Annotated in this window: 12 protein-coding genes; 2 read left to right on the forward strand and 10 right to left on the reverse strand. The window is 71.0% G+C overall.

Features of this window, described 5'->3' with window-relative positions:
- Nucleotides 1–157: 157 nt before the first annotated feature.
- From cobT to O3Q52_RS35900, 8 genes are all read right to left on the reverse strand, one after another.
- Complete coding sequence (gene cobT / locus O3Q52_RS35865) at nucleotides 158–4078, reverse strand: nicotinate-nucleotide--dimethylbenzimidazole phosphoribosyltransferase (RefSeq protein ID WP_269652797.1); 3921 nt, start codon at nucleotides 4076–4078, stop codon at nucleotides 158–160.
- A gap of 340 nt (nucleotides 4079–4418) precedes the next feature.
- Nucleotides 4419–5630 (reverse strand): precorrin-6y C5,15-methyltransferase (decarboxylating) subunit CbiE, encoded by a 1212-nt coding sequence (gene cbiE / locus O3Q52_RS35870; RefSeq protein WP_269652798.1) that lies wholly within the window; start codon nucleotides 5628–5630, stop codon nucleotides 4419–4421.
- A 150-nt stretch (nucleotides 5631–5780) separates the two neighbouring features.
- A complete protein-coding gene (locus O3Q52_RS35875; protein ID WP_269652799.1) occupies nucleotides 5781–6419 on the reverse strand; it encodes a GNAT family N-acetyltransferase in 639 nt (212 codons plus the stop codon).
- A 132-nt stretch (nucleotides 6420–6551) separates the two neighbouring features.
- On the reverse strand, nucleotides 6552–7382 hold the full coding sequence (locus tag O3Q52_RS35880) for a MetQ/NlpA family ABC transporter substrate-binding protein (protein ID WP_269652800.1): 831 nt from the start codon (nucleotides 7380–7382) through the stop codon (nucleotides 6552–6554).
- Nucleotides 7383–7413: 31 nt separating this feature from the next.
- A complete protein-coding gene (locus O3Q52_RS35885; protein ID WP_269652801.1) occupies nucleotides 7414–8244 on the reverse strand; it encodes a MetQ/NlpA family ABC transporter substrate-binding protein in 831 nt (276 codons plus the stop codon).
- Nucleotides 8245–8358: 114 nt separating this feature from the next.
- Nucleotides 8359–9084, reverse strand: a complete 726-nt coding sequence (locus O3Q52_RS35890) for a methionine ABC transporter permease (RefSeq protein ID WP_269652802.1) — start codon at nucleotides 9082–9084, stop codon at nucleotides 8359–8361.
- Complete coding sequence (locus tag O3Q52_RS35895) at nucleotides 9081–10172, reverse strand: methionine ABC transporter ATP-binding protein (protein WP_269652808.1); 1092 nt, start codon at nucleotides 10170–10172, stop codon at nucleotides 9081–9083. Before O3Q52_RS35895 ends, O3Q52_RS35890 begins: the two co-directional genes overlap by 4 nt.
- Nucleotides 10173–10493: 321 nt before the next feature.
- Nucleotides 10494–11141 carry an HAD family hydrolase gene (locus O3Q52_RS35900; protein ID WP_269652803.1) on the reverse strand — a complete coding sequence of 216 codons (648 nt, stop codon included), beginning with the start codon at nucleotides 11139–11141 and terminating at the stop codon, nucleotides 10494–10496.
- 69 nt (nucleotides 11142–11210) lie between these two features.
- Between O3Q52_RS35900 and O3Q52_RS35905 the strand changes: the two genes are divergently transcribed.
- Together O3Q52_RS35905 and O3Q52_RS35910 are read left to right on the forward strand one after the other, a co-directional pair.
- Nucleotides 11211–11570 carry a hypothetical protein gene (locus tag O3Q52_RS35905; RefSeq protein ID WP_269652804.1) on the forward strand — a complete coding sequence of 120 codons (360 nt, stop codon included), beginning with the start codon at nucleotides 11211–11213 and terminating at the stop codon, nucleotides 11568–11570.
- Nucleotide 11571: 1 nt separating this feature from the next.
- The gene (locus tag O3Q52_RS35910; protein WP_269652805.1) at nucleotides 11572–11994 is read left to right on the forward strand and encodes a hypothetical protein; all 423 of its coding nucleotides are present in this window, start codon (nucleotides 11572–11574) and stop codon (nucleotides 11992–11994) included.
- Between the two features lie 99 nt (nucleotides 11995–12093).
- On the opposite strand, the gene O3Q52_RS35915 is transcribed toward O3Q52_RS35910, so the two are convergent.
- Both O3Q52_RS35915 and O3Q52_RS35920 read right to left on the reverse strand, forming a co-directional pair.
- Entirely contained in the window at nucleotides 12094–12597 is a 504-nt protein-coding gene (locus tag O3Q52_RS35915) for a GNAT family N-acetyltransferase (RefSeq protein ID WP_269652806.1), read from the reverse strand.
- A gap of 45 nt (nucleotides 12598–12642) precedes the next feature.
- On the reverse strand, nucleotides 12643–12987 hold a 345-nt coding region (locus tag O3Q52_RS35920; protein ID WP_269652807.1), incomplete at its 5' end, for an RNA polymerase sigma factor.

The raw sequence follows: 12987 nt of genomic DNA on the forward strand, positions 1-12987 counted from the left end.
ACCCCCACCCACCCCGAAACTGGGGCCGCGCCCCGGACCCCCGCAGGTGCGGGTCCGTCGTCGGTCTGTGCCCACCCTCCCCCACTCTCGGCTTCGCTCGAGCGGGGGGACCCCCATCGCCCTGCGGAACGCCTGCCCACAGACCGACGACTCGGGTCTACTTCTCGGTTACCCCCGCCGAGTCGAATGTCGCCACCTCGTGCATTGCTCGTGCCGCGCTCTGGACCACCGGGAGGGCCAGGAGGGCGCCTGTGCCCTCGCCGAGGCGGAGGTCCAGGTCGACCAGGGGGCGGAGGCCGAGCTTGTTGAGGGCGGCCACGTGGCCCGGTTCGGCGCTGCGGTGGCCGGCGATGCAGGCCGCGAGGACCTCGGGGGCGATGGCCCGGGCCACCAGGGCGGCGGCGCCGGCGCTGACGCCGTCCAGGATCACCGGGGTGCGGAGGGAGGCGCCGCCCAGGAGGAGGCCCACCATCGCGGCGTGCTCCAGGCCGCCGATGGCCGCGAGGACGCCGATCGGGTCCGCCGGGTCCGGCTGGTGGAGGTCCAGGGCACGGCGTACGACCTCGGTCTTGCGGGCCAGGGTCTCGTCGTTGATGCCGGTGCCGCGGCCGGTGACGTCGGCCGGGTCGCTGTCCGTGAAGACGGAGATCAGGGCAGCGGACGCGGTGGTGTTGGCGATGCCCATCTCGCCCGTGATCAGGGCCTTGTTGCCGGCCGCCACGAGGTCGCGGGCCGTCTCGATGCCCACCTCGATGGCCGCCTTGACCTCCTCGCGGGTCAGCGCGGAGCCGGTCGTCATGTCGGCCGTGCCCGCGCGGACCTTGCGCGGCAGGAGGCCCGGGGTCGCGGGCAGGTCGGATGCCACGCCCACGTCCACGACGCAGACCTCGGCGCCGACCTGGTTGGCGAAGGCGTTGCAGACCGCTCCGCCGCCGAGGATGTTGGCCACCATCTGGCCGGTGACCTCCTGCGGCCACGGGGTGACGCCCTGGGCGTGGACACCGTGGTCGCCCGCGAAGATCGCGACGGCCGCGGGCTCCGGGATCGGCGGCGGGCACATCCGGGAGAGGCCCGAGAGCTGGGCGGAGATGATCTCCAGCATGCCCAGGGCCCCGGCCGGCTTGGTCATGCGCTTCTGGCGCTCCCACGCCTCGCCGAGCGCCTTGGCGTCCAGCGGGCGGATGTTGGAGACGGTCTCGGCGAGCAGGTCGTGCGGCTCCTCACCGGGCAGCGCCCGACGGCCGTACGTCTCCTCGTGGACGACCCAGGAGAGCGGGCGGCGCTTGGACCAGCCCGCCTGCAGCAGCTCGGGCTCCTCCGGGAACTCGTCGACGTATCCGACACAGAGGTAGGCGACGACGTCCAGGTGCTCGGGCAGGCCCAGTTCGCGGACCATCTCCCGCTCGTCGAAGAAGCTCACCCAGCCCACGCCCAGACCCTCGGCCCTGGCGGCGAGCCAGAGGTTCTCGACCGCGAGCGCGGAGGAGTACGGGGCCATCTGCGGCTGGGTGTGACGGCCGAGTGTGTGCCGGCCGCCCCGGGTCGAGTCGGCGGTGACGACGATGTTCACCGGGGTGTCGAGGATGGCCTCGATCTTCAGTTCCTTGAACTGCTTCGCGCGGCCCTTGGGGAGCGACTTGGCGTACGCCTCGCGCTGGCGCTGGGCCAGTTCGTGCATCGTGCGGCGGGTCTCCGCCGAGCGGATGACGACGAAGTCCCACGGCTGGGAGTGGCCGACGGACGGTGCCGTGTGGGCCGCCTCCAGGACTCGGAGCAGCACGTCGTGCGGGATGGGGTCGCTGCGGAAGCCGTTACGGATGTCCCGGCGCTCGCGCATCACGCGCAGGACGGCCTCGCGCTCGGCGTCGTCGTAGCCGGGCGCGGCCGGACCGGCGGGCTCTCTCGTCTCTGCCACGGCGGCCGTGCTCTCTTCCTGGTCGGCGGCCCTGGTGTCCAGGTCCTCCGCGTGCTGTGCGGCTACGGGCTCCGCGTCCTGGTCCGGGTCCTCGACCGGAGCCTCCGGTACGGGAGTTGCCTCGGCCTCGGGGGCCGGCTCCGGCTCCCTGGGAGTGGGGAGGGCGAGTGCCGGCTCCTCCGCGGGCGCGGCTTCGGGCACGGACTCGGGCGCGGGCGCGGGCTGCTCGACGGGCGTGGCTTGCTCCGTGGCCACGAGTTGCTCAGTGGTCACGGGCTGCTCGGCGGTCGCCTCGACCGGGGCCGCCGTCTCCTCGGCGGGCTGCTCGGCGAGCTCCTCCGGGAAGGGCGGCACGGTCATGGCGTGCGGCGGGGTCGGAGCCAGGTGCGGGGTGGTCGGGATGGTGCCTTCGACCTGCACGAACTGGCCGACGCTCTCTTCCGCGTGGGCCACCTCCACGGGGGCGGCCGTGGGGACGGCCGCTTCGTCGTGGGGCTCGTGGCCGTGGGGCTCGTGGCCCTGGGGCGGGGCGTTGTGGCTCGGGTCGCCGTAGGTCGGGTCGCCGTGGACCACGACCGGTTCCGGTGCTGCGACCTGGTCGGGTACCGCCACCGGTTCCGGTGTCTCGGGCTGTGCGGCCATGTCGACCGGGGCCGCCTGCGAGTGGTCGACGTCGGCGACACTCACGACGGGCGCTTCTGCGGACTCCGCGAACTGCGGGGTCTGGACGGCTTCCTGGGCCTGGGCGGCCTCGTGCACGACGGGCGCGGGTTCCGCCGACTGCGGTTGCTGCTGCGGGATCTCGGACTGCGGACCGGCTTCGGCGAACTGCGCGGCCGCCGGGTCCTGGAGGAACTGCTGCTCCGCTGCGTAAGCGGCCTGCGGGTCCGGCTCCGCGTGCGCGGGCTGCACCTCGTCGGGCGCCTGCGGAGGCTGGTACGCCTCGGGCGTGTGCGAGCCGGTGTCGTCCGACTGCTGCGAGGCGTACGCGGCGACGGGTGCGACCGGGAACGGCGTGGGCTGCGGGAACTGGGCGAGGTCCGGAGCGGGCGCGAACTCGGGGGCGGTCTGGGCGACCTCGTGGGTCTGGGGCGTCTCCGGGGCCTGCGGGAAGAGCGAACCGTCCGCGAGCAGCGGGGCCTGCGCGTAGTCCTGGACCTGGACGGCTTCCGGAGCCTGGGCGACGGCCTCCGGTGCCTGGACCACTTCGGGAACCTGCACGGCTTCGGGAACCTGCATGCCCTCGGGAGCCTGCCCGGCTTCCGGCTGCTGAGGAACGTACGCGGGGTCCGGAGCCGGTACGGCCTCAGGGGCCGGCTCCGCCTCCGGAGCGTCGGCGGCGGCCTGGACGGGAGCGGGCCCGGCCTCGGCGACCTCGGCAGCGCCCGACGGGTCCGGATGCACCTGCTGTGCCTGCTCCGCCTGGGCCGGCTCGGGGGCGGGCGCTTCGGCGGGAGACTGAGCGGCGGGGACTCCTTCGCCGCCCGCGAGCGGGACACCCCCGGCGTCGGGGACGTGCGCGGCCTCCGCGACCGGCGCGGGCCCGTCGTCCGGCGTGCCACCGGCGTGCGCTCCCCCACCCTCGGGGAAGACCGTTTCTGCACCCGTGGCCTCGGCGCCGACCTGTGCCACCGGCGGCGCGACCTGTACTTGCGCCTGCGCTCCCCAGGGAGCCGCGCCCTGCAGCGCGATCTCGTCCCGCGGCACGTCGAGGTACTCGGGACCGACCGTCGGCGGACCGGCCTGGCGTACGGGAACGGCGTGGACCGGTGCTCCCGCAGGGCCGCGGTCGGCGAAGGAACGGACCGGGCTGCCGGCGCCGTCCGGGGTGGGCGGGCCGAGGTGCAGCGGGCGACGGGCGACGGGCGGCTGTGGAGCCGGCGAGGACATCCGGACGGCGCTGAGGTCGACCGAGCCGCTGTCGCGGCCCGCCGTCTCGTGCGGTCCCGGCTCGTGGACGGTCTCGACGACCGGCGCCGGGGCCGGCGGGGCCACTTCGTTGCCCCACGCGCCCTGGGCGCCCGGCAGCAGCAACAGGTCTTCGTCTTCGGCGGTGGTGTCGGAGAGGTAGGTGTACGCGCCGGGGGCGGGGACGCCCGGCTGCTCCACCATGCCTTGGTTCTCCGGCAGCCCCTCGCCCGGGACCTGGCCGGTGTCGGTCATGCGTAACCCCTCGCCCATCGGTTAGTGCTCCAACGACCTGCTCGTCCGGAGCGGCGCACCGACCGCCCGCAATGAAGTAACGAGCATGCGTGCCGGGCGGCACGAACGACCGGTCGACAAAACCATTAACAGGCATTGTCGCGGTCGGCCCGCCACCGCGACAGGGTGATCCGCCACGGCCCGCTGTGGACTGCGCCACGTTGCGCGTCCTCCGGTTTTCCGCCGTACCACACGCATCCCAAAACAGGTGCGTTTTCCGGACATTGACCGGCGAAATACCGGACAAGCCGAGCGCAGTGCAACGATCGGCCAGCCTACCGCGCGCGGTACGACAACCGGATCACAGGGCGCGGTCGGGCAGGAGTCCGGTGAGCAGGAAAGCGACGCTCCGCTCCTTCTCCGTCCAGGCCCGGGTGTCCAGCTCGACGGACTGCAGAAGGGCGCATTCGACCTGGTAGCCGTGCTCCGTCAGGTCCCTGCCGACGAGTTCGGCGGCGTCGCGTGTCGCGGCGTGCGTGACGATCCGTTGCGGGCGCCGGTCGGCGACGGCGGAGACCACGGCGGCGCCGCCGCCCCCGACGCGTACGACGTCCGGTTCGGGCAGGTTCTCCAGGATGTGGGGCGCGGTGCCGTGGGTGATCTGGAGCTGGACGCCGAAGCGGCGGGCGGTGGCCATGGTGCGGGCGCAGGCGTTCGGGTCGCGGTCGACGGCGATGACGGCGGCGCCGCAGCGGGCGGCCTCCGTGGCGAAGGCGCCGCTGCCGGAGCCGATGTCCCACACGAGGTCGCCGACGCGCGGTCCCAGGCGGGCGAGTTGGGCCGCCCGCAGCACCTCGGTCTCGCCCTCGCCGAGATCGCCGCCGTACACCTCGTCGGGCAGGGCCCAGCCGCGCGGTCCCGTTCCCGGGTCGCGTCCGGCGATCCAGCTGCCGCCCTCGGAGGCGGCGACGGGCCCGCCCATGACGATGACGATGTTCGGGTCGCGCCAGGTGTGGTCGGCGACCTTGTCGGAGGTCAGGATCGTAACGCGTTCGCGCGCGGTGCCCAGTTCCTCGCAGATGACGAAGGTGCGGTGGACTCCGTCGAGGAGCAGGCCCAGCTCGGCGGGGCCGGCTCCGGGCGAGGTGAAGACGGCGACCTTGGTGTGGGCGCGGCACACATTCACCGCGCGTCGCAGGGTGCGCCGGTGTGCGACGACCACCTGTGCGTCGTCCCAGGGCATACCGGCGCGGGCGAAGGCTGCGGCGACGGACGACACCGCCGGGACGACCTCGACCTCCAGGCCGAACTCGGGGGCGCGCAGGGTGCGTACGACTCCGAAGAAGCCCGGGTCGCCGTCGGCGAGGACGACGGCCGTGCCCCGGTGGGCGGCGATGCGGCGGGCGGCGAGGGCGGCGCTGCCGAGCCGGATTCGCTCGGCGCCCGCGGGGATCTCGGGGAGGCCCAGGTGATGGCCCGCGCCCGCCACCAGCGTGGCGGCACCGAGAGCCGAGCGCGCCGCGTCGGTCAGCGGCGAGCCGTCCCAGCCGATCACCGTGACCCGGTCGGCCATCGTCGTCAGTCTCCTGGAGTCTTCGCAGGTCTCGGATGGGCATGCGGCCGCCAGGCAGGCATGCGGAGCCCCGTGAGCGTACCTCGGGACTTGCGGGAGTGGGGGCGCGGGTCCGGCCGTCCTCCGCGCGATGGCGGTCCGGCCGCGGCGTCAGTTCCAGTCGGAGTACGAGGTGAAGCCGCCGGTGTCGGCGAGCTGCTCGGCGATGCCCTCGATGTCCTCGGGGAGCAAGCCCCACACGATGAAGTCGGTGCGCAGGGCGACCCAGCTCCCGTCCTCGGTACGGGTGCGCGCTATACAGGCGTTGCGCAGGACACCCTCGCTGATGCAGCCGATCTTCTGCGCGACCTGCTGCGAGGCGGTGTTGTCCGCGGCGGTGCGCAGCTCCAGGCGCTCGAACTTCTGGTCGCCGAAGAGCCATTGGGCGGTGGCGAGGGCCGCCTCGGACGCGTATCCCTCGCCGCGCGCCCAGGGGGCGACGATGTAGGACAGCTCCGTGGAGCGGACATGCCAATTCGTTTTGCCCAACTGGACGATGCCGACCAGGCGTTGGGTGAGGAACTCGGTGACGGCGAGGTCGAGCCCACGGCCGGAGGTGCGCTCGCCCGGCGCGTACCGGTTGATCCAGGAGCGGGCGGCGTCCTCGGTGAAGGGGTGCGGAACGGAGGTCCAGGCCACGACCTGCTCGTCGTTCATCATCTCCGTGAGGGCCGGAGCGTCCTCGTCCTCGAGAGGGCGCAGCACCAACCGCTCCGTGCTGAGGGAGATGTCGGGGAAGGTGTTAGTCATGCGCCGCTCCGTAACCATCAGGGACCGTCGGGCCTGCTGAACTGCCCAGCATGCAGCATGAAAGCACCGAACTGCACCACGGGGCCGAGTCGTTGTCGACGAATCGACCCCGTGAGTGCGAGCGAAACGGCGTCAGCCGGAGGTGACCGGCAGGACCGACCCCTGGTACTTGTCCTTGATGAACTTCGTCACCTCTGGAGAGGTCAGGAGTTTCGCGAGCTTCTCGACCCGGGGGTCGTCCTCGTTGCCCTTCTTCACGGCGAGGAGGTTCGCGTACGGGTTGTTCTTCGCGGACTCCAGCAGGATGGCGTCCTCGGCGGGGCTGAGGCCGGCGTCCTGGGCGTAGTTGTTGTTGATGACCGCGGCGGCCACGTCGTCGAGGGAACGCGGCAGCTGGGCCGGTTCCAGTTCCTTGAACTTGAGGTTCTTCGGGTTCTTGACGATGTCCGCCGGGGACGCGGTCGTGCCGACGCCGTCCTTGAGCGTGATGACGCCCTCGGAGGCCAGGAGCTTGAGGGCGCGGCCCTCGTTGGTGATGTCGTTCGGCACCGCGACGGTGACTCCGTCGGCCAGTTCCGTGACGTCCTGGACCTTCTTCGAGTACACGCCCATGGGCGGCAGGTACGCCTTCACGACCGGGACCAGCTCGGTGCCCTTGGACTTGTTGAAGTCGTCCAGGTAGGGCTCGTTCTGGTACAGGTTCGCGTCGAGCGAGCCCTCCTGGAGCGCGGTGTTCGGCAGGACGTAGTCCGTGAACTCCTTGATCTCCAGGTCGAGTCCGTTCTTGGCGGCGAGGTCCTTCTTGATGTACGAGAGGACCTCGCCGGCCGGGACCGCGGTGGCGCCGACGACGAGGGGTCCGTCGGAACCGCCGTCGCCCGAGCCGGACTCGGAACCGCAGGCGGTGAGCCCGAGTCCCAGGGCAAGTGCGGCCGCGGCGGCGGGAAATACGGGCTTACGCATCTGTGGTCGTCCTCGATCCTTGGAAGCGGGCTCAGAACGACGCGACGACGGAGCCGGCGTACTTGTCCTCGATGAACTTCTTGACCTCGGGGGAGGTCAGGAGCTTGGCGAGCTTCTTGACGCGCGGGTCGTCCTCGTTGCCCTTCTTCACGGCGAGGAAGTTGCCGTACGGGTTGTTCTCGGCGGACTCCAGGACGAGGGCGTCCTCGGAGGGCTTGAGGTCGGACTCGATGGCGTAGTTGCCGTTGATCACCGCGGCGTCGACGTCGTCCAGGGAGCGCGGGGTCTGGGCCGCCTCCAGCTCCTTGAACTTGAGGTTCTTCGGGTTCTTCGCGATGTCCTTGGGGGTCGCGTCGTTGCCCGCGCCGTCCTTGAGCGTGATGATCCCGTTGGCGTCGAGGAGCTTGAGTGCCCGCGCCTCGTTGACCGTGTCGTTCGGGACGGCGACCGTCGCACCGCTCTTCAGCTCGTCGGCCTTCTTGACCTTGCTGGAGTAGAGGCCGAGCGGCTCCAGGTGGACCGTGACGACGGGCACGATGTCGGTGCCGTTCTTCTTGTTGAAGTCGTCGAGGTACGGCTGGTTCTGGAAGTAGTTGGCGCCGACGGAGCCGTCCTGGGTCGCCGTGTTCGGCAGGACGTAGTCGGTGAACTCCTTGACCTGGAGGTCGAGGCCCGCGTCCTTCGCCAGGTTGTCCTTCACGTAGGTGAGGATCTCGGCGTGCGGGACGGGGCTCGCGGCGACGACCAGCGGGCCGCTCGTGTCGGCGGAGCCCGAGGCCTCCTCCGAACCGCAGGCGGTGAGACCCAGGGTGAGGGCTCCGGCGGCGAGGACGGCGGTGGTGAACTTGGCAGTGTTACGCACGAAAAGTGCCTTTCCTGAGGGTGTAGCGGCCCCGCGGAGGGTGTGCGGGGAGAACTAAGGGGGTGAGGACGAGGGGGTGGGGGGGCGAGGAGGTGAGGGCGTGAGCCGTAGGGGTCAGACGGTCTTGCTGGTCGCGGTGGCGGCCTTCAGGAGCCTGAGCCTCGGAGCGGCGCCGGACTGGCCACCTCGGCGGTGCAGCCCGCGGGCTGCGAAGTCCCCGGCGAACTGGATGAGGGAGATGACCACGGCGAGGATGCCGACGGTGATCCACATCAGTTCGGTCTCGAAGCGCTGGTAGCCGTAGCGGATGGCGATGTCGCCGAGTCCGCCCGCGCCGACCGTGCCCGCCATCGCCGAGTAGCCGATCAGCGCGACGATCGTCGTGGTGGTGCTGGAGATCAGCGACGGCAGCGACTCGGGGACGAGCACCTTGCGGACGACGGTCCAGGTGTTGCCGCCCATCGACTGCACGGCCTCGACGAGCCCGCCGTCCACTTCGCGGACCGCCGTCTCGACGAGGCGCGCGAAGAAGGGGATCGCACCGATCGCGAGCGGCACGATGGCAGCCTCACGGCCGATGGTCGTGCCCGTGATCGAGCGGGTGAAGCCCATCAGCGCGACCATCAGGATGATGAACGGCATCGAGCGGGCGATGTTCACGACCTGCCCGATGACCTTGTTCAGCACGGTGTTCTGCAGCAGGCCGCCCCGGTCCGTGAGGACCAGCAGGATGCCCAGCGGCAGACCGCCGACGACGGCGATGACCGTCGACCAGCCGACCATGTAGAGGGTGTCCCAACAGGCCTGCTCCAGCAGCGGCTGCATCTCCGACCAGGTCACTTGGCACCTTCCTTCACCAGCACGGGCGCCTCGCCCTGAACATCGATCTGCAGACCCTGCTCGCGCAGGAAGCCGATCGGCACGACGTTCTCCTCGTAGCGGCCGGGCAGTTCGATGCGCATCCGGCCGACCTGCTTGCCGCCGACGGTGTCCATCGCGGCGCCCAGGATCGAGATGTCGATGTTGTACGTGCGCGAGAGCTGCGAGATGACCGGCTGGGTCGCGGCGTCGCCGTGGAAGGTGACGTCGATGACCGTGCGGTCGTCGGCGGAGGCGTCGCCGCTCACCGGGAAGAGCGCGGCGGCCAGCTCGGAGCCGGGGGTGGCCAGCAGCTCGCTGACGGTGCCGGACTCGACGATCTTCCCGTTCTCCATGAGGGCGGCCGAGTCGCAGATGCTCTTGACGACGTCCATCTCGTGCGTGATGAGCAGGACGGTCAGGCCCAGCTGCCGGTTCAGGTCGCGCAGCAGCTGGAGGATGGAGCGGGTGGTCTCGGGGTCCAGCGCGCTGGTCGCCTCGTCGGAGAGGAGCACCTTCGGGTCGCCGGCCAGGGCGCGGGCGATGCCGACGCGCTGCTTCTGGCCGCCGGAGAGCTGGGCCGGGTAGGACTTGGCCTTGTCGGAGAGGCCGACCAGGTCCAGCAGCTCCAGCGCCTTGCGGGAACGTTCCTTCCCTGACGTGCCAAGGATTTCCAACGGCAGCTCGACATTGTCCTGGACCGTCCGCGAGGACAGCAGGTTGAAGTGCTGGAAGACCATGCCGATGTGGCTGCGCGCCCTCCGCAGCTCCCGGCCCGCGCGCGGGCCGCGGCCGGCGAGGGCCGTGAGGTCCTGTCCGGCGACGGTCACGGTGCCGGCGGTGGGGCGCTCCAGGAGGTTGACGCAGCGGATGAGGGAGGACTTGCCGGCGCCGGACTGTCCGATGACGCCGTACACCTCGCCTTCGCGGACGTGCAGATCGACGCCGTCCAGGGCGGTGACCTCACGGCCGCGCGAGCGGTAGACCTTCTTCAGGCCTGTTGTCGTGATCACTGGGGTTTCCGTCACTGTCGAGTGCAGGGCGTGGGTGTGCGCCGGGCACGGGTGCATTCGGTCGGAACGCGGCACGATTGTTCACGCGGTGGCGATGAAAGCCGGGTTTCGGCAGAACTGCGTGCGCGGGGCAGGCTCAGTCGCGTACGAAAGGGTCGTACGGGCAGACCTGAGCGGTCTCGCTTCGGGGCGCGAGGCTCTGGGTGGTGCGGGGGCCCTCTAGAAGGCGCACATTCGACACATACAGCGAGCACCGGGCGTCATGGTCGCCTCGGTCGCAAGGATGCGGCTGCTCGTCGTGGTCATGAGAAAAGTAAAGCAGACGTATGCGCGGGACCGGGAACCGCTGTCCGCATCGCGGACAGCGGTGGACACTCCTCAGTCGCCGACGGAGATCTCCACTCCCCCGTCCGTGACCAGCGCCGACACGGCCGAAAGGTCACCGACGACGACGTCCGCGTGCAGCTCGGCAGCCTGGTGTGTTGTGGTCAATGCCACGGTGGTCATCCCGGCGGAGCGGCCGGCCTGCAGACCCGCGGGCGCGTCCTCGAAGACGACGCAGCGGGCCGGGTCCACGCCGAGGCGGCGGGCGGCGAGCAGGAACGGCTCGGGGTCGGGCTTGCCGCGTGTGATGTCGTCGGCGGCGATCAGGGTCTTGGGCCGGATCCCGGCCTCGTCGAGGCGGGCCTCGGCCAGCCGCCGGGTCGCGGAGGTGACGACGGCCCACCGGTCGGCGGGCACGGAGTCGAGGAGCGCCCGGGTCCCCGGCAGGAGATGAACACCGCCCTCGACGTCCTCGACCTCCAGCTGCTCGATGCGCACGACGGCCTCGGGGACCTGGTCGGCGGGCAGCAGGTCGGCGGCTATCTCAGCGGCGGGACGGCCGTGCAGCTCGACCCGCGCGAACTCCTCGGCGGTGATCCCGTACTCCTCGGCCCAGAGGGTCCAGCAGCGGTACACCGACTCCAGGGACGAGACGAGCGTTCCGTCGTTGTCGAACAGCAGGGCATCGGCTTGGATCTTCATGCCCTCGACCCTACGGGGCACCCCGGGGGCGATCGCATCGGGTCTTTTGGCCCGTAATAGGGTCGCGGCATGCTTGATGCCCTGACGGTTGTGACCGCCGTCGCCGCGCTCGCGCTCGCCGCCTGGTGCGGCTGGGCCGCCCATCGCGACCAGCCGACCAAGGACTGGCACTTCATCGGTATGGCCGTGGTGACGGTGCTCACCCTCGTCCAGCTGGTGGTGGGCATCGTCCAGCTGGCCCGCGGCGAGAAGCCGGAGCAGGGCACGACGATCTTCGTGGCGTACCTCATCGGTTCCTTCGCGTGCATCCCGGCGGCCGGCTTCATGTCGCTGGCGGAGCGCACCCGCTGGGGTTCGATCACGGTCGCGGCCGGTGGTGTGGTCCTCGCCGTGCTCCAGGTGCGGCTCTACGACATCTGGGGAGGCTGAGATGGCGGCGACCGACAAGCAGCCGGGGCGGACACGGCTCATCGGCGGTCCGGGCATCCTGCTGGTCTGGCTGTACGGCGTGATGGTCGTCGGCGCCGTGTCGCGCTCCGCCGTGCAGATCGCGACGGAGTTCGACAAGGCGCCGCTCGCCTATTCACTGTCCGCGGCGGCCGGTCTGGTCTACGGCTTCATCACGTACTCGCTCGTACGCGGCGGCGAGACGGCCCGCAAGGCGGCGCTGGTGTGCTGCGCCGCCGAACTCGCGGGCGTCCTGACCGTGGGCACCTGGACCCTGGCGGACCCCTCCGCCTTCCCCGACGCCACGGTCTGGTCGGACTACGGAATGGGCTACCTGTTCATCCCGGTCCTGCTACCGGTGACGGCACTGTTCTGGCTCCGCCGCAGCAGGGCAGCCACCTCATAGACATGCACCGGCTTTGGCGCGCCCCGCTTCTAGGGGCGCGGGGAACTGCGCGACCAGCCCCAACGCGCCCGCAGACACACGCCCCACCTCCGCGAAGCGCTACGCGCTGGCGACAAAAGCACTGGTCGAAGACCCCTTCGCAAGGGTCACCAGACTCAGCCGCTCATCCACCCGCTCCGTGGAAACAGCCTGATAACCGTGCTTCCGGTACAACCGCAGATTGTGCTCACTGCGGTGCCCGGTGAAGAGCTGGAAACTCTTCGCCCCGCCGTCCTCGGCCAGCCGGGACTCGATCGCGTCGAGCAACCGCCCGCCCAGCCCGTGCCGCTGCATCCGCGGATGGACGATCAACTTGTTGATGCGGGCCGTGCCATCCGCATCCACCGCCGCACGCACCGAGGCCACCACCTCGTCGCCCAGCCGGGCAACCAGGACCGTGCCGCCCGCGAGCTCCGCCTTGAGGGAGTCGAGGGGCTGGGTGAGGGGCTCGATGCTGTAGTCGCCGTACAGCTCGGCCTCGCTCTGGTAGCAGAGGAACTGCAGTTTGAGGATCTGTTCGGCGTCCTGTTCGGTCGCCGCCGAGATGGTCACGCTCATGCCCATGTGTGCATGCCTCCCGCTCACCTGTTCCGCCGTTGTCCCTCACTCCTATCCCCGTGCTTCGTACGCCGCAACCTCCGACGTAAGCATTCGGCGCAGACAACCCAGGCATCTGGAACGTTCCGGACCGAGACTGCCCTGTGAGATACCCAACTCCCCCGCGATCTCCCGGTATGTGAGGTCCTGCGGGGACAGCAGCGCGGCCATGAGACGCGGACAGCGGCCCGGCAGCTTGCGTACGGCGGAGTGCAGGGCCCGCCGCCGGGCGGCGGTGAGCGCGAGCTGTTCCGGGCCGGGCCGGCTGTCGTCGGCGGGCTCGGACGCGTACGGCATCTCGATGCTCGCGGTGTGCCGGGTGCGGCGGGCCTCGGAGCGGACGGCGCCGCGCAGCCA

It is taken from the genome of Streptomyces sp. ActVer, assembly GCF_027270795.1.
In the GTDB taxonomy this organism is placed as follows: Bacteria; Actinomycetota; Actinomycetes; order Streptomycetales; family Streptomycetaceae; genus Streptomyces; species Streptomyces umbrinus_A.